Consider the following 26,422-nt stretch of genomic DNA (forward strand, 5'->3'; position numbering starts at 1 on the left):
CATTCAATATTGTAGTACAATGCCGGTATTGGATTGTACTACAATTCATATTATTTCAAAAATATGAATCTATCTGTTGAAGAAAAACCTTTTTTTTGATAGATTAAAACAATGTCTGAATGGGTAAACATACAATGGCCCAACCATTATTTGTAAAAATAAAACAACTAGGGGGAACATTTATGGAGTTATTAACAAGTATCGTAGGCACCTTGAATGATTATATGTGGTCATACATACTAATCGTGGCATTAATCGGACTCGGATTATATTTCTCGCTACGCACACGATTCGCACAGTTCCGTTATTTAGGAGAAATGGGGAGACTATTAACGGATAAAACGACCATTTCTTCAGAAGGAAAACGAGGGATTTCTTCTTTCCAGGCATTCACCATCAGTACGGCTTCGCGAGTCGGTACCGGTAACCTTGCCGGTGTGGCAACAGCGATCGCAGGCGGAGGGCCAGGAGCTGTGTTCTGGATGTGGCTGATCGCCTTACTCGGTGGAGCAACCAGTTTCGTGGAAAGTACACTCGCTCAGATCTACAAAGTGAAAGACGGAAAGGACGGTTATCGTGGTGGGCCTGCTTACTACATGGAAAAAGGACTAAATGCTCGTTGGATGGGGATTCTGTTTGCCATCATCATCACCTTCTGTTTTGGTCTTGTATTTAACTCTGTCCAATCCAATACCATATCACTTGCTATGGAAGAAGCCTATTCATTCGATCGAATGACAGTCGGCATCATTCTGGCAGTGCTAACTGCACTCGTCATTTTCGGTGGTGTCAAGCGGATCGCGAGTGTCACTCAAATCGTCGTTCCGATCATGGCCGTTCTTTATCTGATCCTTGCTTTCTATATTCTGGTCACCAACATCACCATGCTTCCAGACATGTTTGTGGTCATCTTTGAGAATGCATTCGGTATTCGAGAAGTAGCAAGCGGCGGAGTAGGAGCAGCCATCATGATGGGAATCAAGCGTGGATTATTCTCGAATGAAGCGGGTATGGGTAGTGCACCTAACGCAGCGGCTTCTGCAGGGGTTACGCACCCTGTTAAACAAGGATTGATCCAAACGCTGGGTGTCTTCACAGATACGTTACTGATCTGTACGGCAACTGCCTTCATGATCATCTTATCCGATCAATATACAACCGGGATCGATGGCATTCAACTGACTCAGGCAGCTTTGAGCTTCCATGTGGGTGCATGGGCGGATACCTTTGTCGCTGTCGCCATATTCCTGTTCGCTTTCAGTTCAATCATCGGAAACTACTATTACGGGGAAACCAATATCGAATTCATTAAATACAGTCCGGTCTCCCTGTTTATCTATCGAATCGCTGTTCTTGGCATGGTGATATTCGGAGCCGTTGTGAAACTCGATATCGTATGGAGCTTAGCCGATTTATTCATGGGTCTGATGGCCATCATCAACTTGATTGCCATTACATTACTAGCCAAGATTGCCATTGCTGCATTAAGGGATTATAGAGAGCAAAAAAGGCAGGGGAAAGATCCTGTTTTCTACTCTGATTCGATTAGTGGGTTAAAGGGCATTGAAAGCTGGGAAGCAAAGCCTGAAGTAAGAGAACAACAATAGCAAGAATGGACCGGCCTGAATAGGGGCCGGTCTTTTTCTTATTATGTAAAAGGAATAATAAGATGGATATTGATTACATAGAATTACCTTCTCTGGAGAAAATAATGATGAATAATTTTCCACTGAGGAGAGAGAATCATGAGAAAAGAATTACTATTTGCATTCGGTGCCTTTTTTATTATGTCGCTCCATGCCATTGCCGGGAACTATTCCACTGAACCGATGGAAAAACAACCAGTAAATGAAATGACTTTAAAAGTATATAAAAAAGATGTAACCGGTGATGGTAAGAAAGATACGATCACACTCAAAGCGATTCCTTTTTCTCCTGATGCCCTGTTTCTCAAACAAATTTGGGCGGATATCAAGACGTCCAAGGGAAGCGACATCCGGATTGATTATGAGGGTGGTTATGAACCGAAAATTCAATTTGTCGATCTAAATCATGATGGTATTAAGGATATGCTGTATTCAGCTGCAACAGGTGGCAGCGGCGGCCTATACAATATGGCTCTCGATACATTGGCCGACAATAAGCTCGTCAATATCGGATTGCCTGAGCCCATTACGATTCAAGCTCAATTTGAAGATCAATACAAGGCATCCATTACGTTTGTGGATACAAACCAATCCTACACAGTGGATTTAAGCGATCGGAAAGAGGAATACGAAAGACTGGGAATTTATACCGACGGCAATCTAAATGAACCTATGGAATTAATGGTGGGACCGTATGCGTTTTTCGAACCGGTCAAAATCCTTGGGAAACGCGGAAAAGGGCTGAAGGGATATCAGCAAATCAGTGGTGCCTACCATGCTGATGGTATCGGTACAGCCACTTCTTATTGGTATTATGAAAAAGGTGAATGGAAGTTGATCAAAATCAAGTGGAAAGAAAATTGAAAGAGAACCGTTTCTAGGCAAACGTCATACTCTGTAGTAAGCCCATTACTGTAAAGGAGGCTTATGCATGAGTGAATTTAAGCCTGAAAAGTTAACGGTTCAATATCTGCCGCCTGCGTCCGTCTTTAATCCCATTGATAACAGGAAGTACACGTTAACCCATTCCGATACGACAGGCGAACTATACTTAAGTATCGGCTGCCGCTATGATCTTGAAAAGATCAATATGACCATGAGGGACGAAGTGTTGGGAGAATGGAGACGGAATCTCGGTCAATATACGCTGACCGGGACTGTATATATCAGTGGGGGGGAATTCGATCAGCAGCTTTCCAATGTACGATTCATGATCTTTAAGAAGGAGCTGCCACTGGCCCTCGCAGCAATGGTAAACGGGGATAAAGGCTTTTACACGTATTATCCATGGCTTCTTGATGCACCCATTATCATCTGTTTTGAATCCATATTCCCTGAATATCAGCAAACGCTTTATTTCGGAACACCAAGACAATATCTCATTAAATAATGCATAAGCATAGAGAGGACCGAGAGACTCTTTATGCTTTTTTTATAGTGGGAATTACCATCGAATCAGGAAATGTGATCGATTATTGGACGAAAAATCATATGGGGAGTATGAATCGTCACTCCGATATTATGTAAACTAAAGTAGCTGAATAGACAGAATCCAGTAATTAGGAAAGGAACATTAAAATAACAAGAATGCTTAAATATTTCGATTGGAAACTTAAAGAGTCAGATAATAGCATTTGAATGGTGATAAGAATTGATTCTTTATAACTTGCTTTGGATTTATAGCCAGATAACTACTGATAGGATTGAAACATTTGATAACGATATAACAAATTACAGATAATCATGATTGATCATCCTTATTTTTTCTTCTGTCTCATTATAAACAGTATACTTGTGATACGAGACTGAAATGAGTGATTTTATTTAGGTTCCTATAATTTACATTATGGTAACTAGAAAAATGACATTGCGTAAATTCACCTGCTTAGCGTAAATTCACCTGCTTAGTAAATGAAATAAAAAAACTTCACTATTATTAAGTGAAGTCTCTTACCACCTTTTTAATCAGATTGAATTGGTCCTCGAATTCTAAATCATTCCTTAACCATATATCCAATGTTTTTAGATCTATTCCAATTCCATTACATGCTTTATTTACATCAATACAATGGCTATACAACTCTAAGAAGTTCTTCTTTTTTTCTAAAATTGTTTTCGCCATACTGATTTTATTGATAAGTTCTGTAGCTTCTAAAGATTCCTTTTCAAATTCTGAATACTTCCGTTCTAAATATATTTCTTTTTCTCTGTAGATCCAATCAGCAAACATTTTTAATGATAATCTACTCACAATGAATAGTCTGTAATGATTTCTGACTAACTTCAGTTTTGTTGTGAAGCCTCTCAGGTCAAATACTGACTTCAAAGATAACAGAAAGCCTAAGGAATTGCCCACGAAGGTTACCGTATACCCTTCATAGTTCACATTCCCATCCCCATCAAAGTACCCTCTCACAAAATGACTCAAATACTTTTCTGGAATTTCCGGTATCTGAAGTGCATTTGATTTGTCACTGGTCATTCCGTGCAGGTTCATCAAGTCATATTTCATAACCTTGCTCCCAATAATAAGTGTATATACATCCGTATTATTCATCACTAATGGATGATTTGACTGAAGTTCCTCCCGAATCTGCTCTAGTATATCGGGATCCTTTTGAGAAAAACAAACCGTATGATTGCTGCTGCTGATATACCCGTCTGCAGCAAAAAACCCGAGTATATAGGCCATGTTGTTGCTCCAGGTCTTAAAGTAATCCTCATTAACCCTGTATTTTCGTTTCCAGCTCCCGTGTGGGTTTCTGACCACTTTATTCTTTTGTAATACTGAATTGATATAACGGGCGGATACATTCGCTCTCCGGGCAATTTCAGCTGTTCTTTCACCTTCTTCATACATCTTTATAATTTCAGATTTTTCTAGGGTGCATTTCTTATTTCTAGTCATATAAAGCACCACCTTTATTCATATGTACCTCTATTTTACCGAACAAACGTTCTATTATCAAAGATAGAAACTCAAAATATTTATAGACTTAGGTAAAATCATAATCATAGGTAATCATCTCACACTAAATAAATTCTCATCATAGAATATAGATAAAATCTACACCTTACACTCACAAATCGGTTAAGAAAGCTGTGATTGAAAAGATGAAAAACGGTAAACATCATCACTTTTCATTTCAAAATCTACAGGAAATCGGGATGTCATTTGACCAGGTCTTTGAACATATTGTGAAATTCATGCAATCAGAGCCAAACGGCCACTATCGATTAATGGTTGGGACTGATTCTCAAGTTCATCACTCACATACGACCTTCATAACAGGAATTGTCATCTTAAATGAAGGAAAAGGTGTGTGGGCATGTATAAGAAAACTGATAATCCCAAGAAGAATGCTGCAATTGCATGAGCGGATCTCATACGAGTTATCATTATCCGAAGAAATTGTTTCGTTGTTTACTGAGGAAAGAAAAACTCAGTTAATCGATATCGTCCTTCCTTACATTTATGCCGGAGCCTCGTTTACTATGGAGGGGCATATTGACATCGGAAATGGGAAGCAGAATAAAACGAGTAAGTTTGTAAAAGAGATGGTTTCAAGGATGGAAGCCACTGGTGTGGAACCGAAGATTAAACCTGATGCTTTCGTGGCTTCGAGCTATGCCAACCGTTATACAAAATGAGCCATCTATCCTCCCTCACTTCTTCAAACCCTCATAACAAAACGCCTGGAAAAGTATTTCCAGGCGTTTTGAATTTCATTATCTTTAAAATTCTTCATATATCTCTTGTTTTCTACCCTATATGCTTATCTTCCCAAAAAGAACATACGTTCCATTTCGATTCGACAGCCCTTTATCATTGTTTTTCCTGGTGTTTAAAATTTTCCCTCAGCAGGAACTTTTGAATTTTCCCACTTGCATTACGTGGAAGCTCATTCACAAATACATATTCCCGTGGCCTCTTATAATCTGCCAACAGATCACCATTCTTCAAAAATAAATCTAGATCCCCCGATGAAAGAGAAGGATTTTTCGATACCACTACTGCCAAAACCTGCTCTCCCCATGTTTCATCAGGCTGACCGAGGACGGCGACATCCAACACATCTTCATGAACATGGAGGGCGTCCTCTACCTCACGGGGATAGACGTTCTCCCCTCCTGTAATCACCATATCATCTACCCTGTCGGCCACATACAAGTATCCTTCCTCATCCATGAAACCTAAGTCACTGGAGTGGTACCAGCCTTTATACAACGCTTTTTCCGTCGCTTCCTTTCGGTTAAAGTATTCAAGCATCGTGCATGAGCCCCTGACAATGATTTCCCCGACTTCACCGGGTTTACACATATCGTCAGGATCAGAAGGAACGTTCTCATTGGGTCTTACCACTCGTATTTCATGGTTATAAGCGGCACGACCGGCGGAACCAGCCTTCGTCAGCTGTTCATCCTGTAGCAGGAACGTAACCGCTGGCCCCATTTCCGTCTGACCATACGCCTGGATCAGGTCCACATTCATTGTTTCTTGTAGAGCCCTGACAAGAACAGGTGCCATTGGGGCAGCCCCGTAGAGACCGACCCGGAGTGATGATGTATCATACTCCTCCACCCCATGCTGGAGAAGCATATTCCACATGGTCGGTGCCGCGAAAAGATTGGTGACTTTCTCACGTTGTATGACCTCCAATACCGTCTGGGGATTGAACTGATGAACGATGATATTTTTCGCTCCCGCTTGTACCCGTGGAAGGAAACAACAATGAAGTTCGGCACAATGGAACATGGGCGCTGTCACAAGTCCGATATCATTTGGTGTAAGCCCCATAACCGATGTACAAATCAAGCTTTGCTCCGCCATATCCCGGTGTCTGTGGAGCACTCCTTTTGGTCTGCCGGTGGTACCGCTCGTGTACATGATGGCATATATGTCCGTGTCTTCTACTGAAAAATCAGCAAGTGCCGTGGAACAAGGACTCACTACCTCATGATAGCTTTGAGCAAATGCTGGCGTGTTGTCCCCCACATACCAAAAAAGGGTCCGAGGAAAGTTCTTGGATATCCCATCAATCGGTTGGGAAAGAGCTTCTTCAAACAGTACGACCTTAGGTTCTGCATCTTCCAATATAAAGTGTATTTCCTTCCCTTTCAGCCGGAAGTTTATCGGATTGATCACGGCACCGATTTTCCCGCATGCAAAATAGACATTGGCTAACTCCAATGTATTGAATAGATAAGTAGAAACCCGGTCCCCTTTCCTTACGCCTGCTTCCAAGAGGGCATTGGCCACACGATGTACTTCATCCTGCCACTCCCCAAAGGTCAACCGTTTACCAGTCTTCTCTTCTACGATTGCCTCCTTATTGCGGAATTTCATTACCGTTTGGTCAAAAATAGATCCAGTGGTTGCGTACATTTTCTTCCTCCTTCTAAGTAAGGTGTTCCATTCTGACACATTCCCTACCCATAATGTTCGTGACCGGTGTCCTTTTCCCCTCCTTGATATCAGATAATTCAGAAATATAACATGAAGAAAAAACCGTCATCTCTAAATGGAATAGAAATGACGGTTTTATCAAAATTATGAAGCTTTTTGCTCCCTCACCACAACATTCAACTTACGTTTAGATAACACATTAAAAAAGATATTCAGCCCAATCGCGGTTAAACTGCCGGCCACGATTCCGTTATCCGTCAAGATGCGGATGCTTGTTGGCATTTGAGCAAACAATTCAGGGACAGCCGTTACCCCAAGTCCCATTCCTACAGAACACGCGATGATCAATAGGTTCTCCTGTGAAGCAAAATTCACGTGACTCAGCATTTTAATTCCGTACGCGACCACCATACCGAACATGGCGACCATCGCACCTCCCAATACGGAAGCAGGAATCACAGTGGTAAGTGCACCGATTTTTGGGACCAAACCAAGGATCACAAGGAAAGCACCCGTTGCATATATCACATTATTCCGCTTCACACCCGAAAGCTGAACCAATCCGACATTCTGAGAATACGCCGTATACGGAAATGCATTGAATAATCCACCGAGGACGATGGCCAGTCCTTCTGCACGATACCCTTTTGCTAAATCTTCTTCTGAAATCTTTTTATCAGTGATATCCCCAAGGGCGAAATACACGCCCGTTGACTCTACCAGGCTGACCATGGCTACAAGAATCATCGTGAGGATGGCTGTTATTTCAAAGGTCGGCATCCCGAAGTAGAATGGTTTAGCCATATGAAACCACGAAGCATCGCCAACAGCACTGAAATCGACTTTTCCGAGAACGAAAGCGACAACCGTTCCTGCCATCAGTCCGAGTAAAATGGATACTGAGCGGACAAAACCTGTAAAGAATTTATATAAGAATAATATGAATACCAACGTTCCAAATGCTAATGACAAATTTTCCAATGAACCAAAATCGGCACTTCCCTGACCGCCTGCCATATTATTCATGGCAACAGGGATCAGTGTGATTCCAATAATCGTCACGACAGAACCCGTCACGACTGGCGGGAAAAAGCGGACAAGCTTCCCAAAATATTTACTGATCACAATGACGAAAAGACCTGAAACGAGAATCGATCCATAGATGGCTGAGATCCCATATTGACCTCCAATCGCGATCATAGGGCCGACTGCGGTGAACGTACATCCGAGAACAACCGGTAGTCCGATCCCGAAGAATCGATTACTCCACACTTGCAGCAGGGTCGCGATTCCACACATAAAAATATCGATGGATACAAGATACGTAAGCTGTTCTCCCGAAAGTCCAAGGGCCCCTCCGACGATCAAGGGGACAATGACCGCACCTGCATACATGGCAAGAACATGCTGGATACCAAGTGAAGCCAGTTTAAGAGGCTGATTCTTCATGATACAGTCGCCTCCTCTTCCTTAAATTGTACTTCTCCGTTTTCAAGGGACTCTATTTCAGCTAAAGATTCCACTCTATAGCCAGTATCCCGAACGATTTTCCCGCCATTTTGAAATGACTTTTCAATGACTATCCCGATTCCGGCGACAACCGCTTCCGCCTGTTTCACTAAGTCGATCAACCCCAATGCTGCCTGCCCGTTTGCCAGGAAATCATCGATCAATAAGACTCGATCATTTTTTTGTATGTACTCCCTCGAGATGGAAATGGTATTTTCTTCTTGCTTTGTGAATGAATACACCTTTGAAGTAAGAACTCCCTCTGTAAGCGTCAACGATTTCTTTTTTCGTGCAAAGACAAGTGGAACATTCAAGTAAAGGGCAGCCATCACACCTGGGGCGATCCCTGACGATTCAATGGTCAGTATCTTCGTAATTCCTTCCTCTTTGAAACGATGCGCAAATTCTTTTCCAATTTCCATCATCAGTTCCGGATCCACTTGATGATTAAGGAATGAATCGACCTTTAATACCGTTTCTGAAAGGACGACACCCTCCGCTTTGATCTTATTTTTTAATACATTCATGTATGAACCGCTCCTTTACCTGTTGTAGATACTAAAAAACCCAAAGGATATTGTGCTCACATCAGAGTGAGACAATGACCTTTGGGTTAGGCAAAGAGCGTCCATAAAGACGCACCTATCATTGCTCACCCATAGTCGGACCATTTACGGTAATCCGGTAGAAACTTGCGGGCCATATCCCCGCTATTATATGAGTGAAAAAGTAAGATTGTTTTGATAGTGGTTAGTATACCGTCAACTTATCCTTTTGTAAAGACTCATTTCCTAACATTAAAACAAATTCAAAGTTAAATGTTCGTGAAAAAAGAAGTGTTTTCTAACGATTCCCTTTACAAAGGGAAATAGGTTCAGAAAATATCTCATTGATAAAATAGATAAAAAGTCATATCTTCAATGGTCAGAACTATAATCATATTATGTAGTGATTTTTTCATCTTTATTGGAAAACAGGAGGGATTTTATGAAACAAAATGCCGTTGCCATAGGTCTTAAAGTATTTGCATGGTTTTTATTTTTTGCCGGTAGTATTACCGCAATGAAATTGGATGTTTCTAAATCCGGTATTTTCGGGATCGAGGATATGACATCTGCCATTTGGCTGCTATATCTTCTTTCTTTGGGAGCAACGATGTTTTTCTTAGGATTAAGTGAGCTTGTACATTTGAATCAGCAAAAAATAAATCAGAGCCTTGTAGAGGGCGGATCATAATCTTCATAGATGACAAATGAGTAAAGCATGGGGAAACTATACTCCCCATGCTTTACTCATTTTCCATTACCTCAAGCTTATACGAAAGTTCTCTTAACAGCTTTCTTTTTTCCCATTCAGGTAAATCCGATGCTTTGATATCCTTTCTCTCAGATGAAATGATTGCAAGCTTCTCAATGAAGGAATCATCAAATGATTGAGACAGTTGATTCGTAAGCTTCTTTGCTAAGAATGGACTAGCACCGCCTGTAGAAACAGCAATGGTGAAAGTCCCTTTTTGTGTAAAGGAGACCATCTGCATATTTCCACAATCCCCATCGTCCACTACACATAGAAGCTGATTTCTGTCGGAGTACTTTTTCACCTGCTCGTTCACCGATCGCTTATTCGTGGCAGCGATGACGATGAACGCTTCATTTACATCATCTTCCAGCACTTCTCTCTTGATCCAGACTATTTTCTTCTCTTCATGTAGTACTCTGATCTCATCGACCACTTCAGGACTGATGATGGTAATATTTGCTCCCTGCTCAAGAAATATAGAGAGCTTACGACGCGCCACTTTTCCTCCACCTATAATCGTCACTTGCTTATCCTTCACATCAATCATGATTGGCAGCATAGTCTTCTCCTTTGACCCACAGAGATTCATTTACCCGGTCCAGAAATGCCTGCTCCACAAGAGGGTCATACCCTAAATAGTTCGCCAGGAGGATATGTTGATTATGGGTTCTGCTGATTTCTTTCTCGATCCCTTTCATCAATAACCCGGTGAATAGGAGATAAGGCACGAAGACAACGTTTCCCTCTGTATTTTTTAAGGACTCCAGAGTCTCTGTAAAGCTCGGTGAGGCTGCCGTTAAATAGCATGTTCTTACTTCGCTTATCGCTGTTTTTCGATGGACATGCTCAGCTAGTGCACCGAAATCCCTCTTGACATCCGGATCTGAACTCCCCCTTCCTATTAGGATGACCGATGTTGATGAATGAAGTGGGGCAGACTCCTCGATTTTATTAATGACACTTTCGACCATCCGTTCGTGTACGCCGATTGGACGTCCGTATTTCACCTTGATATGAGGATATAACCCCATGCATCTTTGGATTTCATCAGGGATATCCTTCTTGGCATGGACCGCCGTCAGAAGAAGGAGCGGTACGACAGTCAGGTGAGTGGCCCCTCTGTCTACGCATGAACGGAATCCTTCTACAATGGAAGGGCTGGCAAGTTCAAGGAAGCTTATTTCCTGAATATCCGCCTCGACATGTTTCTGACATCGCTTGATGAAGGCAACAGCTTCTTCACGGGCTTTCACCAAACGACTGCCATGGCACACATACAATACCGCACGTTTCATCTATAAAGCCTCGCTCATGATCATTTTCTTTTCAAACCATTGAATTTTCTCACGGTACCGTACCACTTCGCCTACGATGATCATACTTGGATTTTCTATTTTTTCCTCTTTCACGATATCAATGATCGTATCAAGGGTCCCTGTAACGGTCTTTTGCACTTCTGTCGTCCCCCAGTGAACAAGTGCCACAGGGGTATGCTTGGATTTGCCATATTGTATGAGCTTTTCTCTGATATAAGGGAGGTTGCTGACTCCCATATAGATGGCCAGGGTATCGATTCCTTTCGATAAGCCTTCCCATTTTTCATCTTCAAGTTGATTGTTTTGTTTATGCCCCGTCACAAATGCAACGCTTGAGCTTGCATCCCTGTGAGTGACGGGTATCCCTGCATAGGCAGCGGCTGCGATTCCTGACGTGATACCCGGAATGATTTCAAAAGGAATCCCTTTTTTCGCGCATGCTTCCGCTTCTTCACCGCCTCTTCCGAATACAAAGGGATCTCCCCCCTTTAACCTGACCACCACTTTTCCGCTTGCCGCGTAGCGTACCAGAAAATGATTGATCGTGTCTTGTTTCATCGTATGATAGTTTGGCAGTTTTCCACAGTAGATCAAATCTGCCCCTTTCTTCGCGTATGTGAGAAGTTCCTTGTTCACCAGGCGATCATAAAGAATGACGTCTGCTTTTTGTATGGATTTCAGCGCTTTTACCGTGATCAGTTCCGGATCTCCGGGTCCCGCTCCGACTAAATATACCTTTCCCATTGTTTCCCTCCTCAGGATGTAATGATGGTTTCCTGTTCGTGCAGGACAAATCCTGCACCATTTCCGCGGATTCTCTTTTTTTCATAAAGGGAGATATCCCTGACATCCGGCTTTTTCAAGAAATACTTCTCAAGTTCGATCTCAACCAGGTCAAAAGCTTTCTCATCTGTATCAGCTGCTATGACGACAATCGTGACTAAATCATGGGCAGTGACTTCAAATCGATATAAATTCATCTCTCATTGCCTCCTTATGCTTCCTGCAGCAGTTGATCCAACGATTCCTGAAGAGGAGTGGTACCGACTCGGTTGATATAGTCAAAGAACGTTTCCCCTTGTTCCTTTGTTTGTTTGAAATGAATCAAGAGTTGCTTGACGACTTCGGACAGATTGGCGGCTTCCACTTTCCCTTTCAGCTTTTCATTCAATTTCCCGCCGTCCTGAAGGGTACCCCCTACATAGATTTCAAAGGCTTCGATCATTTTCTTATCTTTCGTCCTCATTTTGATCCCCTGGAGACCGATGTCTGCAATTTGTCGCTGACCGCATGAATTGGGGCAACCCACCATATGGATCCTCACTGGGACATCCAACGTCAATTCCTGATCCAAGTCATTGGCGATCTGTCTCATCCGCTCCTTTGTCTCTACCAAAGCAAGATTGCAATATTCGATTCCTGTGCACGATACAGAGTACCCGATGAAAGATAAAGGGCTCGTTGAAATCCGGTCAAAGATCTTTTCGTTAAGCAAAGCATCCACATGCTCATCGGGGATATTCGGAATGATGAGATTCTGAGAATTACAGTTTCTGAGTTCACCATTTCCATATTTCTTTGAGATCCTTGCAAGCTCGAACACTTCATCGGAGTTCAGCCTGCCGACAGGAACATTCAGCCCCACGTAATTAAGTCCTTCCTGTTTCTGTGGGTGGACCCCGTAGAAGTATCCAGCGTTCCATCCTTTCACTGCGTCTGTCCCTGCCGGAAGAAGCTCTACATACTCCAGCAGTTTTTTCTTGAACTTCTCAGGCCCCCAGTCGGCCATTAAGAATTTCAAACGGGCTAAATGCCGTTTTTCACGATATCCGTAGTCGCGAAAAATGGTCGTAAGGGCAATCGTTACGTCTTTCACCTGATGGGGAAGGACGAATACGTCCAATTCTTGTGCCAGAAGAGGTCTCGAAGACAAACCACCTCCGACCTTCAGGTGAAATCCGTTCTTCTCTTTCCCGTCTATCTGCTTTTTCGCCGGAAGGAAAGAAACACAGTTGATTTCGGCATTCGCTGCATTATTGAGATTGGCGGAAATCGCGACTTTATACTTTCTCGGTAAATTTGAAAAGTCTTCGTTATGCTGGAAAAAGTCATAGACTTCCTTCACAACGGCTCTTGTGTCAAAGAGTTCATCCGGATCGATGCCAGCAAGAGGGTTTCCGACGATGTTACGTGTGATATCCCCACATGCCCCTGCAGAAGACAATCCGACTTTTTCCAGACGCTTGAAGATATCAGGGATTTGTTCAATCTTCAACCAGTGGAACTGGATGGCCTGGCGGGTAGTGATATCATACACACCCCTGCCGTATTCCTTACAGATGGAAGCAAGCTCCCTTGCCTGATCGTACGATAATATGCCGGAAGGGACATTGACCCTCATCATGAAATACCCGTCTTCCTTTGGTCTTTGAAGGTAAAGTCCTGCCCATTTGAATTTATCCCATTCTTCTTTCGGGATGGATGAGAATCCGTTTTCTGCATAATACGGAATATCATCGAAAATCTTCAAACCATCTTTTTCAAGCTTCCATTGTTCCGTTTTGTTCAATTTTTCATTTGACTCCCAAGCTTTCTTATATGCCATGATTTCCTCTCCTTATATCAATTGTCTTTGCTTTAATTCCGTCAAAAGAATTTCTACACATTGTTCAATTGAGTTCTTTTCTGTATCCAGGACGATTTCCGGATTTTCCGGTTCTTCATACGGAGCACTGATTCCCGTGAAATGGGTGATTTCTTGTTTACGGGCTTTTTTATACAGCCCTTTTGGATCCCGCTTTTCACATTCCTCCAGGGAACAATGTACGTATATTTCCAGGAATTCTTCAGGGCCGACCAGGCTTCTCACAAGATCCCGGTCTTTTCTGAAAGGTGATATAAACGCGGTGAGCACAATTTGACCGCTATCAATGAAAAGTTTCGACACTTCACCTATCCGTCTGATGTTTTCTTTACGGTCGTCCTCGTTAAAGCCCAAATCCTGATTCAATCCATGACGGACGTTATCTCCATCCAGAACGTACACCTGCTTTCCCTGATTAAAAAGGGAGGCAGCAAGTGCATTCGCCACTGTCGATTTACCTGAAGCGGATAATCCTGTGAACCAGAGAATGAAACTTTGATGACCATTCTTTTTCCTTCTATGCTGCTTGGTGATTGTTGATTCATGCCATACAATGTTTTCTTGTTTTTCACTCAAGCTATCTTCCTCCCCGGCCGATTATTTGGATTCTTGTTTGAGACCCTTGATCAATACATCAATGACCTCTGGACGACTGAATGTTGAAGGAGGGACTTCCCCGTTCCTCAGCATTCCCCTTACTTTTGTTCCGGATAGGATGACGTGATGCTCTTTTCCATGGGGACAGGTTTTTGTCGTCGCCATCCCCTCACATTTCTCACAATAGAAGCTATGTTCGAAGCGAAGAGGGGTAATCCCGATCTCTTCTTCCGTAAACTGATCAAAAATCTTTTGGGCATCATAGGTTCCATAATAATCACCAACCCCTGCATGATCCCTCCCGACAATGAAGTGAGTACATCCATAATTTTTTCTCACTAACGCATGAAAAATGGCTTCTCTAGGCCCTGCATATCTCATAGCAGCAGGAAAGACGCCGAGAAATACACGGTCTTTCGGGTAATAGTTCCTCAGGAGAACGTCATAGCTCTTCATCCGGATTTCAGCAGAAATATCATCCGCTTTCGTTTCACCCACCAGCGGATTTAAAAATAAGGCATCCACCGTTTCCAAAGCCGTTTTCTGAATGTATTCATGCGCCCTGTGAACAGGGTTTCTTGTCTGGAAACCAACAATCGTTCTCCATCCCTTATCATTGAACCTTTTACGTGTTTCAACTGGATCGAAGGTATACTCCCTGAAAGGCTTGGAGAGCCTTTTCACTAGTGTAATCTTACCTCCGACATACACATCACCGCGCTCGAATAGCTTCTTTACTCCGGGATGTTCCCCGTCCGTCGTTCCATAGACAAGAAGGGCTTCTTTATATTTGTCAGGTTCGTAGATATCCTCTACGTCGATAACCCCGTATGTTACTCCTTTATAGACCAGTCTGCTCCTTTTCCCTATCTGTACAAAACCAGCCTGCTCCTTATCGATGGGCAAAGTGATGGGAATGCTCCATACACATCCGCTCTCAAGCCGTAATGATTCCACCACGGTCTGATAATCCCGATTGGACAAGAATCCTTCTAAGGGACTGTAAGCACCGATTGCAATCAGTTCCAGGTCACTCAATGCGATGTCGTCCAGTGGCAATTCGTGTACGATGTCCTTATAGGATTTTTCAGGTAAATAAGATTGGACCAGTACTCCTCCGTGTGGCTGTAAACTCATGTAAAATATCCTCCTTAACATATTTGTTTAATCGGGATTAAAATCAAATGCCTCCTCCTTCTTCGTGGACAGACCGTCTTTCCTCATGAATGACCCTCATCAGGGACAACGCACCTACTGTGGCAATAATGACGCTTATCGGTACAACAATTGAGTACAGATCACTATCGATCAACAATTTGACCAAAAAGTATGAAATACTGAGTGAAATCAAAGGGGAGACCACCCAGATTTTGACGATTTTTTTGACGATTTTCTTTTGCAGCATGTGCTTGCCGTTTTTAGATACACCCAAACCAATAATGGAAGAGGACGTAACCTGTGTCAGAGGGATCGGCAATCCATACAGAGAGCTCAAGATGACGAGGAAGGCTCCTGTTGAGGAAATGACAATTCCTTCAGCTTTAGAATATTGCGTAATTTTCTTGCCGTTTGTTTCGACTACTTTCTTTCCCAGTAAAACAGCTCCCAGTGCAACAAATGCACCACCAATCAAGATTCCACGTGAAGGTGATATCAGCCCTGCCCCCACCAAAGGACCAACGGCATTGGCAACATTATTCATGCCTGCTGAGAAAGCTTCAAAGAATCCAGCGATGATCAACAGATAAGCAAGCCACTGTTTATCAAAATGATACCCCCGCTTTTCAAGCTGAACTAAACCCAATCCCGCAAGCCATGTTACGAAAAAGGCGATGACAGGGACGATCACCCAGAAAGACATGATCGTAATAAGTGATTTTACATACAGAACCTGATAAGCTACCCCGACTCCTACAACCGCGCCAACCGTTACTTCACTCGTAGATAGCGGAATGCCGATCACATTCGCAAGAAACAATGAAATCGTTGCGGATAACAAAATAATGAGAACGACCTTTATCGACAATAGATTCTGTGGGATGATCCCAGAACTGATTGTCTTTACAACCTCTCCACCACCCAGAACCGCTCCACTCAGGACACCTGCCGCGCATATCCATAGCGCTGTCCGGATGTTTTTTATTGCGCCTGCACCATATGCCACTCCCATTGACGCTGCCGCTCCGCTGGCACCAATGTTCATGGCGAAGAACAAGCTGATCAGAAGGGCCGAGATTTCAAGCAAATCCCGTCACCCTATCTAATGGAGACCGCATTCTGTCTTTCCTTTTCCTTTCCATCTTCCGGAGCGAAGATCATTGACATCAATAGCCGGTGTGGTGCAATGGAAGCAGCCAATGCTCGGATACCCTTGATCGTGAAGGGGGTTATAAGAAAGATTATGCTTATGGGTATAACGCCAGATCTCCTTCCACGTCCAGTGAATCAGCGGACAGATTTTAACGGATTGAAATTTGTCATCTTTATTGATGAATTCAACATGTTGTCTTGTTGGGGATTGTTCCCTCCTTAATCCTGAAATCCATGCGTGCCCCTTGGATAATGTTTCTTTTAACGGGTCAAGCTTCCGAATTTGACAGCATTGGTTTGGTTTGGTTTCCCATAACTTATCCCCATATGCCTCTGCCTGCTCCTTGAGGGTCAACTGAGGCTTTTTCATATGGATGGTCAACTCGGGATACGCCTTCTTCACTTTCTCGATGATTTCATACGTTTCCTTGAAATGAACCCCTGTATCAAGGAATACAATGGTTGCCTGCGGTTTCACCTTGGATATGAGATCGATAAGCACAATGCCTTCTATCCCGAAACTGCACGCATATACAACCTCGTCACCATAATGATCATATGTCCATTTCAGGACGTTAAGCGCTCCTTTATAGACAGGATCCACTTCAAATTCCATGGATGGCTGTTTCCAAGTCTGATACGTTAACATAGTACACCCCATTCCCTGACGCTTATCCAAAGAAAAAGAGGCGGTAACAAAATATAAGGAGTCCCTATATTTTTGCTACGCGCCTCTAGTTTGTCTAGTCAGCTTATTTTATTCGGACTTTCTCATTTTTCTCTAATTGAATGACTTTTCCATCCTGTACGATAATCGTGATTGAACCAAAGCTCATGGTTTCAAGCATGGACTGGATTTTCTCTGCTACCAAGTCAAACTGTACATGCTGGTTCTTCTCTTTTTTCACATGATACCCCCAATTTTCTTCTTATCCAGATCAGAAAAAAACAACTTCCCATTTTGGAAAGTTGTTCAGGTAAGGTTACCTTATCTTCCAAAATGACTTCACATTTTGCTGGAATTAGCACCTTACAATACGTAGGTTGCTGGGCTTCGCAGGGCCAGATCCCTCCACCACTCTGGATAAGAGTTATTCATTTTAATATTCTAAATAATATCACAATTACAGCAGAAGTCAACCCGAGTTTTTCGATCGGATTTATGTCTTTTGTCTTATTTTATTCAAACATCATTCCATACATGTTTATTCGATTGGGGGTGGTTCTACGACAATTTTTCATAAAGCATTGCGCAACTATTCAAGGACCCTAAACGCGACGTTACCCTCAATTACGTTCTTCCCGGCTTGGTTTGTGGCTAAAACCTTAAAATGAAGGAGGTTTTCCTGTTTGTCCGTCAATTCTGCCCGTAATGTCACCACATCATGTAACATGACCATCCCTTTAAATCGTACCGAGTAATCCTGGATAAAGCCTTCCTCATAGTGTGGGCTGAAAAGTTTGGACACATTGCCCATCGTCCACATTCCATGAGCGATGATTCCTGGAAGACCCAGCTTCAAGGCTTCATCATCGATGGTGTGTATCGGATTGTAGTCTCCGGAAGCTCCTGCGTATTTGATCAGGTCCATCCTCGTGACCGGAGCGAGTTCAACCGGGGGGAGTGTATCTCCTATTCCGAATGATTGTAGTATTGTCATTTACTCAACCTCTTTCTGACTTCTTCTGTAATAATGACAATCGCCTGGGAAGTGAAGATTCTTTCCCCACGAGAATCTTCCCCGACATCTTCGATGACAAGGAATCCCAGTTTCCCCCCGGTACCTTCCCGTTCATAATAGTTTTTTATTTCCGTATAACATTGAATCGTTTCCCCTACCTTCAAAGGTCTTTCATAATGAAAGGATTGTTCACCGTGAATCAACCCATCATTCGGTAAATGAAAGCCTTCGATCGAACCATAGTCGAACACTCTCGGAAAGGTGGGAGGGGCAATGTTCCCCCCATAAGAGGAGGACTTCCCGGCATCTTCATCCACATAAAAGGGATGGGGATCGCCAATGGCGTCTGCAAATTTCCGAACCGCTCCTCTTTCCACTGCATTCCGGGTGGAAGTAGACCTCTTTCCGATATAGGATTCAAACATATTCTTCACCTCTTTCTTCTTTATTCAGGCTTTCGGCCCTCCAGCAACGTAGAGAACCTGACCATTGACGAATGAAGATTTTTCATCTGCAAAAAAAGCGACGGCATTTGCAATATCTTCAGGAGTCCCGCTTCTTCCAACAGGGATTCCCTGGAGACTTGCTTCCACTAATTGATCGAAAGTGATCCCGATCCGTTTCGCAGTTTCTTTCGTCATATCGGTTTCAATAAAGCCCGGTGCTACAGCATTCGTGGTGATTCCGAATGGACCAAGTTCTATGGCAAGGGTTTTCGTCAAGCCTTGAAGACCTGCTTTAGCCGTTGCGTAGTTTGCCTGCCCGCGATTTCCCAATGCTGAGGTGGATGAAATATTGATGATGCGTCCGTACTTTTGTTTGACCATGTATTGTTGGGCTGCCTTCACTACATTGAATGAACCCTTTAAATGCACATCCATGACCGTCTCCCAATCGTTTTCGGTCATTTTGAATAACAGATTATCCCTGATGACCCCTGCATTATTCACCACAATGTCCAGGGAACCAAAAGATTCATATACTTCCTTCATCGCATTTTCAACTTCCCGGGATTCTACGACATTTGCCACTTTTGTATACAATTCATATTGTTTAAATACCTCACTCGCTTCATTCAACGCATCCTCATTGACGTCGATGATGGCCACCTTGGCCCCTTCTTCAGCCAGTAATCCGGCAATCGCCCTGCCGATCCCTCTGCTTCCACCTGTAACTAAAGCCACTTTTCCTCTGAATCGCTCTCCCATTTCGTCTGCCTCCATTTCTGTTTATACAAATTGCCCAAGTTTCACATGACCTTTTAATAAATTCCTTGAAATGATCAGTTTTTGAATTTCATCGGTTCCATCATAAATGCGCCATAACCTTGCCTCCCGGTACCATCGTTCGATTGGCAGCTCTCTTGTATAGCCCATACCACCATGGATCTGGAGGACGCGATCTACGACCCGATTCCCCATATTGGATCCATATAGCTTGGCCATCGACGCAACGTGACGATTGTCTTCCCCTTGATCGAGTGTGAATGCTGCATTTAACACGAGCCAGCGGGCCGCTTCAATTTCCACGGCTGAATCCGCAATCTGCCACTGAATCGCCTGCCGGTCCGCGATAGGTTTTCCAAATGTTTCTCTTTCTTTCGAATAGTCGATGGCCATTTGAAGAAGTCGTTCTGCTGCTCCCACCGCCTGGGCCCCTACAATCCAGCGGGCAAATCCGATCCACTCCAATCCCAGATTGTAGCCGCCATCGATTTCACCAAGGATATTCTCTTCAGGAACCCTTACATCATCAAAGAAAAGACTTGCCGGGCCCCATTCCCCCATTGTATGGATATATTCGGATTTCCAGCCCATGCTTCGATCGGCGATGAAACAAGTGACTCCTTCCCGACCTGTCCGACGATGTTTTTCTTTATCCGTCACGGCCATGACCATGACGAAATCTGCTTCGTTTCCACCGGTAATGAACGTTTTCTCACCATTTAATATCCATTCGTTTCCGTCTTTCACGGCTGTGGTCCGGATATTACGGGTATCAGATCCCGCTCCGGGTTCGGTCATGGCAAAACATGATTTCTTTTCTCCATTGATTGTCGGTATCAAATAGTTTTTCTTCTGCTCATCGTTGGCGTAGTACAGAATGTTATCCGCATATCCTCCAAAGGAGAACGGAACAAAGGTCTTGGAGATTTCCATATAGACGATGGCCATCATCATTTGACCGAGATCAGCCCCTCCGTATTCCTCGGGAGTGTTGATTCCCCAGAAACCTGCATCCTTGGCCTTCATTTGCAGCTCTTTCTTTTTTTCCGGAGAGAGGCTGGGCTTTCCCTCCCTTTCATTTCGCAGCACTTCATTTTCTAAAGGAATCAATTCTTTCTCTACAAATTTCCGGATGGTCTTTTGGATCATCTTTTGTTCATCTGACAAGCGTAAGTTCATTTTTATTCCCCCCTAATAAGATAAAATTATGGCTTCAGGATCACTTTTCCCACTGTCTGTCTTCCCTGCATGAGGGAGTGGACCTTTGCCGCTTCTTCCAATGGGAACACGTGCCCCACTGTGACCTTTAAATCTCCGTTCGCCACGTAATGAAAGATTTCATGAAGGGTTTTTTGGGTCAACTCAGTGTCCCTCATCAGAGGAGGAAGGAAAAAACCGGTGACCGATTGATTCTTTTCCATTAAGGAAGAGGGATAGAATCTGCTTTGCTCCCCGCTTGCTACACCGTAGATGATCATTCTCCCGAAGTGGGCAAGGCATTTTAATGTTTTGTAAAAGACGTCACCACCTGCCATCTCCAGCGCAAGATGCACACCCTTTCCACTTGTAGCATCCAGAACTTTTTTCTCCCATTCTTCCTCTGTATAATTGACCAGTACATCTGCTCCCATATCTTCTGCTAAGCGAAGCTTCTCCTCGGTGCTTGCAGTGGCGATCACTTTACCTGCACCGAATCGCTTTGCGAGTTGAACGGCTAAGAGCCCTACACCACCTGCAGCCGCATGAATGAGGACCGTCTCACCCTGCTCGAGTCTCCCAAGTGTTTTCAAAATATGATACGCACTCAGTCCCTGTACAGGTATTGCAGCCGCTTCTTTAAAATCCAAGCCATATGGAAGGGGGATGATGGATCGTTCATCTGTCATGGCATATTCTGCATACCCGCCTGAATCCATCATCGCTACGACCCGGTCTCCTTTTTTGATCCTGGTCACATCTTCTCCGACTTCGGTTACGATGCCTGAGACTTCCGCACCGGGAATGTAAGGAAGGGGGGTCTTTACCACATATTGACCTTCTCTCCTGGCCGTATCCGCATAATTGACAGCAGAGGCATGCACTTTGATCAATACCTCCCTCCCACGGGGTGAAGGCATATCAATGTCCACATTCTTCAACACATCAGGACCACCGAACTCCCTAAATTGGATCGCTTTCATCTATACTCCTCCTAATTCCCCGAAAAAGAGGGGGTCCTTTTTTCTTTAAACGCTGAAACTCCTTCTACATGATCTTCCGTTGAGATCATCAGGGTTTGAGTGATTCTTTCCTGCTCCAGTATTTCATCCAGGGTAGTGGTGAATGAACGATCAATCATTTTCTTCATCATGCCGTAGGCTTTGCTTGGACCCGAAGCGAGGGTAGAAGCCAGCTCATATGTTTTTTCTTCCAGACGATCAGCGGGCACCAGCCTATTAATCACCCCTAATTCATACATCCTCAGGGCAGACACAGGTTCTCCGGTAAAAAAGAACTCCTTTGCAAGATGAGGGCCGATCAACCTTGGGAGAAAATAAGAACCCCCTCCATCCGAAATGAGCCCTACTTTGGAGAAGCTCAGTGCAAATTGACTGGTTTCTGTAGCAATGATTAGATCACATGCCAATGCTAAATTAAATCCGGCACCTGCGGCGAAACCATGGACGGAGGCAATGACCGGCTTTTCTATTGTTTTGATGGCTTTGATACATGAATTCAGTATTCCGATATGTTCATAGACTTGGGCTGATGTGGCACTTCCCATCGTTTTTACGTCGCCACCAGCAGAGAATGACCTTCCGGCACCGCGGATCACGATTGCCCGGATCTCCTGATTCCGCCCAGCCTCTTCTACCGCTTCTATCAATCCGGTAAGCATATTCTCATCAAATGAGTTTAAGCTGTCTGGTCGATTCAAGGTAACATTCAACACCCGGTCATTCATTTCGACTAATAATGATTGCATCCTATTCATCCCCTTATATTTGTTCCCTGAAATCAAATGCTGCCTGATTACCCAGGGTAATTAAAGACTCGGCAAACCGATCGAACCCGGAAAAACGGGCATCACTTGTCTGACCCATCTTAAAACGGTAATAAATTTGCTGCACAATAACCGCCAGCTTAAAGTAGGCAAAAGACAAATAGAAATGAATGTGATTTACGTCCCTGCCGCTTTTTTCTGCATATTTTTCAATAAACTCTCTTCTGCTGTAAAAACCGTCCATGATGGTCACTGGAGGCTTCCCGAGACCGTACTTTAACAATTCAGGATCATCTTGCTGGATCCAATACCCCATGGCGACACCCAGATCTGCAAGGGGGTCTCCGACGGTCGCCATCTCCCAATCGAATAAACCCACCATGGATGTCAGGTCTTCAGAAAACATACTATTGTTTAATTTAAAGTCATAATGAATGATCGTGGACTCAGCATTTTCCGGAACGTTTCTGATCAACCATTGTGTGAGATGTTTTACATCACGAATCTCACTTGTTTTGGCACGTTCATAGCGATTGATCCACCCGTGAACCTGTCTCTCCATAAAGTGTTCGGGTTTACTGATTTCATGTAGTGAGGTTTTGGTATGGTCAATGGAATGAAGCTCAACCATTCTTGAAACCATTTCTTCCGAGATTTTCTTGCACACCTCAGGCGTTACATTCAGATGGGGGGGAAATGATGTATCGAATACTTCCCCCCTTTTTCGTTCCATGATGAAGAATGGGCTTCCGACTATCCCTTCATCTTCAGAGAATACATAGGGTTTTGGTGTAACGTCGAATAAAGGGTGGATCTCTGAAAGGATCCTGAATTCTCTTTTCATATCATGTGCCTTCGGTGCGACGGGCCCTAAGGGGGGACGTCTTAAAACTCCTTCCCATTCTCCCATTGAAAGCAAATACGTTAGATTTGAGTGACCTGCAGAAAACTGTTTAATGCTCAACTTTTCTTGTTGCAGATCAGGAAAATGCTCAACCAGGAAGTCATGTAATTTCCTTTTATTTAATTCTTCTCCTTTTCGGACTGAAACCGTTTCATATTCCATTCGCTCCGCCATGTTACCCCTCCTAGATTCAAGAATATTCAGTTTTTTCAGAACGAAAATGATTGTTTAACTGAGCTTTTAATAGATCAGGGATTGCTTTGCTCCGTTGTTCCTGAAAGTCAAAATATACAATGACCGCGTTTCCCCTTGCGATCAGTTGATGAGTCTCCGCACACAGGATATCATGGTCTAACTGAAAACTCTTGGATCCGATTTTGGAAACATCGGTGGTGATAACAAGTTCTTGATTGAAATAACCCTGTGATACGAAATCACATTTGGTGGAAGCCAGGATAAACTGCCAATCCTTCACGTCCATATCGAATCCGATTGTTTGAAAGAATTTAATTCGCGCTTCCTCTAAATAGACAAAGTAAGTGGTATTGTTAATATGCCCCAGTGCATCTGTTTCGCAGAATCTACTTCTTACGGTGATAGAATCCATTTATCCGCCTTCTTTCATTATAAATACTAACCAGTCGGTATGTTAAAGGAAGAGGAAATGCTAAAACCGCTTCCCCTCTATTGTGTTTGAATTCCTTTCAAGACCATATCGACAAACGTGCCTGCGATTTCTTCATCCGTCTTCGCACCGTCAGGCTTATACCATTGATAGCTCCAGTTCATCATCCCGAGTATACCGAAGGCTACAACGGAAACATCAAAGTCGTTTCGGAAATCCCCGGACTTTCTTCCTTCTTTCAAGAGCTTTTCAATATTGTATCGGTACATATCCCGCTTGGGTTCGATTTGGTCCACACTTTCATGGCTTAAGTGTCTCATCTCCCTGAAAAACACTTTGGCACTGGCTCCTTGTTCTTTGATGTCCACGATGGAAAGATGAATGATGTCAAAAAGTTTCTCGCGGAAAGATTTACTCCCATCTTCCAGAATTCTTTCCTGCTTGGACAATAAGCCATCGATATATCTCATATGAATTTCCTTTAGAAGCTCTTCTTTACTAGAAAAGTAATAGTAGAATGTTCCTTTTGTCACCCCGATCGATTCAACGATATCCTGAATGGACGTGACGGTAAAGCCTTTTTGATCAAATAATCGTACTGCTTGCTCTGTCATTTTTTCTTTCATATGAAGTCCCCTCAATCTGCAAATATCCCCTGAATTATATCACATTTTCCCGGAGGGCCCTTCTTAGTATCTTCCCTACACTCGTCTTTGGAAGTTCATCCCGGAATTCAATAATCCTTGGGACTTTGAATGAAGACATATTCTCCTGACAGAACCCCATCAATTCCTGTTCTGACACCTTTTCCCCAGCCTTAAGGACAATCACGGCTTTCACGGTTTCTCCACGATAGGAGTCAGGGACCCCGATTACGACCGCTTCCTGTACAGAGGGATGTTCATAGATGACTTCTTCCACTTCCCGGGGATACACGTTATATCCTGAAGCAATGATCATATCTTTCTTTCGATCCACTATCGATACATACCCTTCATCATCCATCCGGGCAATGTCTCCTGTGTATAGCCATCCGTCACGAAGGGCATTGGCGGTTTCTTCAGGTAAATTCCAGTACCCCTTCATGACTTGGGGACCTTTGATGATCAGCTCTCCAATCTCTCCCGGAGGTACTTCCTTCATGCCGGTCGCTATATCCACTACCTTATAATCTGTAGACGGGAGGCCGATTCCGACAGTTCCAGGCTTTCTTTCTGCAAAGGCGGGATTACAATGGGTCGTCGGCGAGGCTTCGGACAAACCATACCCTTCCAATATCTTTGCCCCTGTTTTCTTCTCGAACTGATTTAAGAGTTCAACAGGCATGGGGGCACTGCCGCTGTTACATAGCTTGATCGAATGAATCCCATAGTCTTCTGCAGAAGGATGATTCGTAATCGCCACATACATGGTCGGCACTCCAGGGAACAATGTGGGTTTCTCCCTCTTAATGGTTGATAATACTTCTGAGAGCTCAAAACGTGGCAGCAGGATCATTTCATTTGCTGTATAAATGGAAAGATTCATGCATGAATTCATTCCAAATACATGAAAGAAGGGAATTACACTCAGACTTCTTTCTTCCCCTGTTTGAATGCTTTCTTTAAAAAACCGCTGACTTTGCATGACATTTGAAAGGATATTGCTATGAGTGAGCATCACACCCTTGGACACGCCGGTTGTTCCTCCTGTGTATTGAAGAACCGCAACATCTTCCGGCTCTATTGAAATGGGTGAAACCCGACCGTCCCCAAGCTTCAAAAATTCATTAAACGTGTAATCCGTCTCATGATCCTCCCCTTGGAAGCTGACGACAATGATCGTTTTCACCTTGGTTTCCTTTTGAATGGATTGAATAATGGGATAAAAGCGGTCCAATAAAATGATCGTTTCCGCCCCGGAGTCATTCAGTAAATGAATGAGTTCCCTTTCTACAGACATTGGATTAACCTGGGTAACAATTCCGCCAGTGGTAAGGATCCCATAATAAGAAATGACATATTGGGGACAGTTAGGGAGCATGATGGCAACCCGGTCTCCTTTTTCCGTCCCGATATGCTGGAGGGACGAGGAAAACAATGTGACGGCACCTTGAAGTTCACGATACGTCATGCGCTTTTGATAGAAGCTTATACACGGGTATTCAGGGTAACTTGATACGGTTTGTTGAAGCATATGGGGTATTGAGAAATCAATTGCTGGTATATCAGTATCGAACGATTCAGGATAATGAACGTGCCAGGATTTAGTTGTCACAAAATCATTCCTTTCATT

The 26,422-nt window shown here is 43.5% G+C and carries 29 protein-coding genes and 2 riboswitches; of the genes, 5 read left to right on the forward strand and 24 right to left on the reverse strand.

Annotated features, from left to right (window positions below):
• Window positions 1–182: 182 nt before the first annotated feature.
• The 3 genes from P8596_RS12535 (at window position 183) to P8596_RS12545 (ending at window position 3,036) form a co-directional block, all read left to right on the forward strand.
• Complete coding sequence (locus P8596_RS12535) at window positions 183–1,607, forward strand: alanine/glycine:cation symporter family protein (RefSeq protein ID WP_279724046.1); 1,425 nt, start codon at window positions 183–185, stop codon at window positions 1,605–1,607.
• A gap of 138 nt (window positions 1,608–1,745) precedes the next feature.
• On the forward strand, window positions 1,746–2,510 hold the full coding sequence (locus P8596_RS12540; RefSeq protein WP_279724047.1) for a YybI family spore inner coat protein: 765 nt from the start codon (window positions 1,746–1,748) through the stop codon (window positions 2,508–2,510).
• Between the two features lie 67 nt (window positions 2,511–2,577).
• The gene (locus P8596_RS12545) at window positions 2,578–3,036 is read left to right on the forward strand and encodes a staygreen family protein (RefSeq protein WP_279724048.1); all 459 of its coding nucleotides are present in this window, start codon (window positions 2,578–2,580) and stop codon (window positions 3,034–3,036) included.
• 546 nt (window positions 3,037–3,582) lie between these two features.
• Here P8596_RS12545 and P8596_RS12550 read toward each other — a convergent pair.
• Window positions 3,583–4,554 (reverse strand): LAGLIDADG family homing endonuclease, encoded by a 972-nt coding sequence (locus tag P8596_RS12550; protein WP_254651559.1) that lies wholly within the window; start codon window positions 4,552–4,554, stop codon window positions 3,583–3,585.
• A gap of 206 nt (window positions 4,555–4,760) precedes the next feature.
• Between P8596_RS12550 and P8596_RS12555 the strand changes: the two genes are divergently transcribed.
• Window positions 4,761–5,297 carry a ribonuclease H-like YkuK family protein gene (locus tag P8596_RS12555; RefSeq protein ID WP_224519945.1) on the forward strand — a complete coding sequence of 179 codons (537 nt, stop codon included), beginning with the start codon at window positions 4,761–4,763 and terminating at the stop codon, window positions 5,295–5,297.
• Between the two features lie 175 nt (window positions 5,298–5,472).
• Here the strand turns inward: P8596_RS12555 and P8596_RS12560 are convergent, their stop codons facing one another.
• From P8596_RS12560 to P8596_RS12570, 3 genes are all read right to left on the reverse strand, one after another.
• Window positions 5,473–7,032, reverse strand: a complete 1,560-nt coding sequence (locus P8596_RS12560) for a long-chain-fatty-acid--CoA ligase (protein ID WP_279724049.1) — start codon at window positions 7,030–7,032, stop codon at window positions 5,473–5,475.
• A 165-nt stretch (window positions 7,033–7,197) separates the two neighbouring features.
• Window positions 7,198–8,502, reverse strand: a complete 1,305-nt coding sequence (locus P8596_RS12565) for a nucleobase:cation symporter-2 family protein (protein WP_279724050.1) — start codon at window positions 8,500–8,502, stop codon at window positions 7,198–7,200.
• Window positions 8,499–9,089: a xanthine phosphoribosyltransferase gene (locus P8596_RS12570; RefSeq protein ID WP_261750811.1), complete on the reverse strand. Its 591-nt coding sequence runs from the start codon at window positions 9,087–9,089 to the stop codon at window positions 8,499–8,501. Before P8596_RS12570 ends, P8596_RS12565 begins: the two co-directional genes overlap by 4 nt.
• A gap of 112 nt (window positions 9,090–9,201) precedes the next feature.
• Window positions 9,202–9,303, reverse strand: a riboswitch (purine riboswitch).
• A gap of 246 nt (window positions 9,304–9,549) precedes the next feature.
• On the opposite strand from P8596_RS12570, the gene P8596_RS12575 reads away from it, so the two are divergent.
• Window positions 9,550–9,798, forward strand: coding sequence for a hypothetical protein (locus P8596_RS12575; RefSeq protein WP_254651563.1), 249 nt, complete (start codon window positions 9,550–9,552; stop codon window positions 9,796–9,798).
• Between the two features lie 52 nt (window positions 9,799–9,850).
• Here P8596_RS12575 and P8596_RS12580 read toward each other — a convergent pair whose 3' ends face one another.
• From P8596_RS12580 to P8596_RS12675, 20 genes are all read right to left on the reverse strand, one after another.
• The gene (locus P8596_RS12580; RefSeq protein ID WP_279724051.1) at window positions 9,851–10,420 is read right to left on the reverse strand and encodes a precorrin-2 dehydrogenase/sirohydrochlorin ferrochelatase family protein; all 570 of its coding nucleotides are present in this window, start codon (window positions 10,418–10,420) and stop codon (window positions 9,851–9,853) included.
• Complete coding sequence (locus P8596_RS12585) at window positions 10,401–11,156, reverse strand: sirohydrochlorin chelatase (RefSeq protein WP_279724052.1); 756 nt, start codon at window positions 11,154–11,156, stop codon at window positions 10,401–10,403. Before P8596_RS12585 ends, P8596_RS12580 begins: the two co-directional genes overlap by 20 nt.
• A complete protein-coding gene (gene cobA, locus P8596_RS12590; protein ID WP_279724053.1) occupies window positions 11,157–11,921 on the reverse strand; it encodes a uroporphyrinogen-III C-methyltransferase in 765 nt (254 codons plus the stop codon). It abuts the gene before it with no gap.
• Window positions 11,922–11,932: 11 nt separating this feature from the next.
• A complete protein-coding gene (locus tag P8596_RS12595; RefSeq protein ID WP_279724054.1) occupies window positions 11,933–12,157 on the reverse strand; it encodes a DUF3906 family protein in 225 nt (74 codons plus the stop codon).
• A 14-nt stretch (window positions 12,158–12,171) separates the two neighbouring features.
• On the reverse strand, window positions 12,172–13,782 hold the full coding sequence (locus tag P8596_RS12600; protein WP_279724055.1) for a nitrite/sulfite reductase: 1,611 nt from the start codon (window positions 13,780–13,782) through the stop codon (window positions 12,172–12,174).
• 12 nt (window positions 13,783–13,794) lie between these two features.
• On the reverse strand, window positions 13,795–14,397 hold the full coding sequence (gene cysC, locus P8596_RS12605) for an adenylyl-sulfate kinase (RefSeq protein WP_279724056.1): 603 nt from the start codon (window positions 14,395–14,397) through the stop codon (window positions 13,795–13,797).
• A gap of 21 nt (window positions 14,398–14,418) precedes the next feature.
• Complete coding sequence (gene sat, locus P8596_RS12610) at window positions 14,419–15,555, reverse strand: sulfate adenylyltransferase (protein WP_224519935.1); 1,137 nt, start codon at window positions 15,553–15,555, stop codon at window positions 14,419–14,421.
• A 43-nt stretch (window positions 15,556–15,598) separates the two neighbouring features.
• Complete coding sequence (locus P8596_RS12615; protein WP_279727000.1) at window positions 15,599–16,621, reverse strand: sulfate permease; 1,023 nt, start codon at window positions 16,619–16,621, stop codon at window positions 15,599–15,601.
• A 57-nt stretch (window positions 16,622–16,678) separates the two neighbouring features.
• On the reverse strand, window positions 16,679–17,377 hold the full coding sequence (locus P8596_RS12620; protein WP_224519934.1) for a phosphoadenylyl-sulfate reductase: 699 nt from the start codon (window positions 17,375–17,377) through the stop codon (window positions 16,679–16,681).
• Between the two features lie 103 nt (window positions 17,378–17,480).
• On the reverse strand, window positions 17,481–17,636 hold the full coding sequence (locus P8596_RS12625) for a YezD family protein (protein ID WP_224519933.1): 156 nt from the start codon (window positions 17,634–17,636) through the stop codon (window positions 17,481–17,483).
• A gap of 77 nt (window positions 17,637–17,713) precedes the next feature.
• Window positions 17,714–17,819, reverse strand: a riboswitch (SAM riboswitch).
• Window positions 17,820–17,984: 165 nt separating this feature from the next.
• Window positions 17,985–18,389 (reverse strand): MaoC/PaaZ C-terminal domain-containing protein, encoded by a 405-nt coding sequence (locus P8596_RS12630; RefSeq protein WP_224519932.1) that lies wholly within the window; start codon window positions 18,387–18,389, stop codon window positions 17,985–17,987.
• The gene (locus P8596_RS12635; protein ID WP_224519931.1) at window positions 18,386–18,835 is read right to left on the reverse strand and encodes a MaoC family dehydratase N-terminal domain-containing protein; all 450 of its coding nucleotides are present in this window, start codon (window positions 18,833–18,835) and stop codon (window positions 18,386–18,388) included. The genes P8596_RS12630 and P8596_RS12635 overlap by 4 nt, the downstream gene beginning before the upstream one ends.
• Before the next feature lie 24 nt (window positions 18,836–18,859).
• The gene (gene fabG, locus P8596_RS12640) at window positions 18,860–19,618 is read right to left on the reverse strand and encodes a 3-oxoacyl-ACP reductase FabG (RefSeq protein ID WP_254651568.1); all 759 of its coding nucleotides are present in this window, start codon (window positions 19,616–19,618) and stop codon (window positions 18,860–18,862) included.
• Window positions 19,619–19,639: 21 nt separating this feature from the next.
• Window positions 19,640–20,815: an acyl-CoA dehydrogenase family protein gene (locus tag P8596_RS12645; RefSeq protein WP_061809227.1), complete on the reverse strand. Its 1,176-nt coding sequence runs from the start codon at window positions 20,813–20,815 to the stop codon at window positions 19,640–19,642.
• Between the two features lie 26 nt (window positions 20,816–20,841).
• On the reverse strand, window positions 20,842–21,816 hold the full coding sequence (locus P8596_RS12650; RefSeq protein ID WP_279724057.1) for a quinone oxidoreductase family protein: 975 nt from the start codon (window positions 21,814–21,816) through the stop codon (window positions 20,842–20,844).
• Window positions 21,817–21,827: 11 nt separating this feature from the next.
• Window positions 21,828–22,601, reverse strand: coding sequence for an enoyl-CoA hydratase/isomerase family protein (locus P8596_RS12655; RefSeq protein WP_279724058.1), 774 nt, complete (start codon window positions 22,599–22,601; stop codon window positions 21,828–21,830).
• A gap of 13 nt (window positions 22,602–22,614) precedes the next feature.
• Window positions 22,615–23,697, reverse strand: a complete 1,083-nt coding sequence (locus P8596_RS12660) for a phosphotransferase family protein (protein ID WP_279724059.1) — start codon at window positions 23,695–23,697, stop codon at window positions 22,615–22,617.
• Window positions 23,698–23,713: 16 nt separating this feature from the next.
• The gene (locus tag P8596_RS12665; RefSeq protein WP_061809223.1) at window positions 23,714–24,130 is read right to left on the reverse strand and encodes an acyl-CoA thioesterase; all 417 of its coding nucleotides are present in this window, start codon (window positions 24,128–24,130) and stop codon (window positions 23,714–23,716) included.
• A gap of 77 nt (window positions 24,131–24,207) precedes the next feature.
• Window positions 24,208–24,774 carry a TetR/AcrR family transcriptional regulator gene (locus P8596_RS12670; RefSeq protein ID WP_034759188.1) on the reverse strand — a complete coding sequence of 189 codons (567 nt, stop codon included), beginning with the start codon at window positions 24,772–24,774 and terminating at the stop codon, window positions 24,208–24,210.
• A 34-nt stretch (window positions 24,775–24,808) separates the two neighbouring features.
• A complete protein-coding gene (locus P8596_RS12675) occupies window positions 24,809–26,404 on the reverse strand; it encodes a long-chain-fatty-acid--CoA ligase (RefSeq protein ID WP_279724060.1) in 1,596 nt (531 codons plus the stop codon).
• Between the last annotated feature and the right edge of the window lie 18 nt (window positions 26,405–26,422).

It is taken from the genome of Rossellomorea sp. DA94, from assembly GCF_029834455.1.
GTDB lineage: Bacteria > Bacillota > Bacilli > Bacillales > Bacillaceae_B > Rossellomorea > Rossellomorea vietnamensis.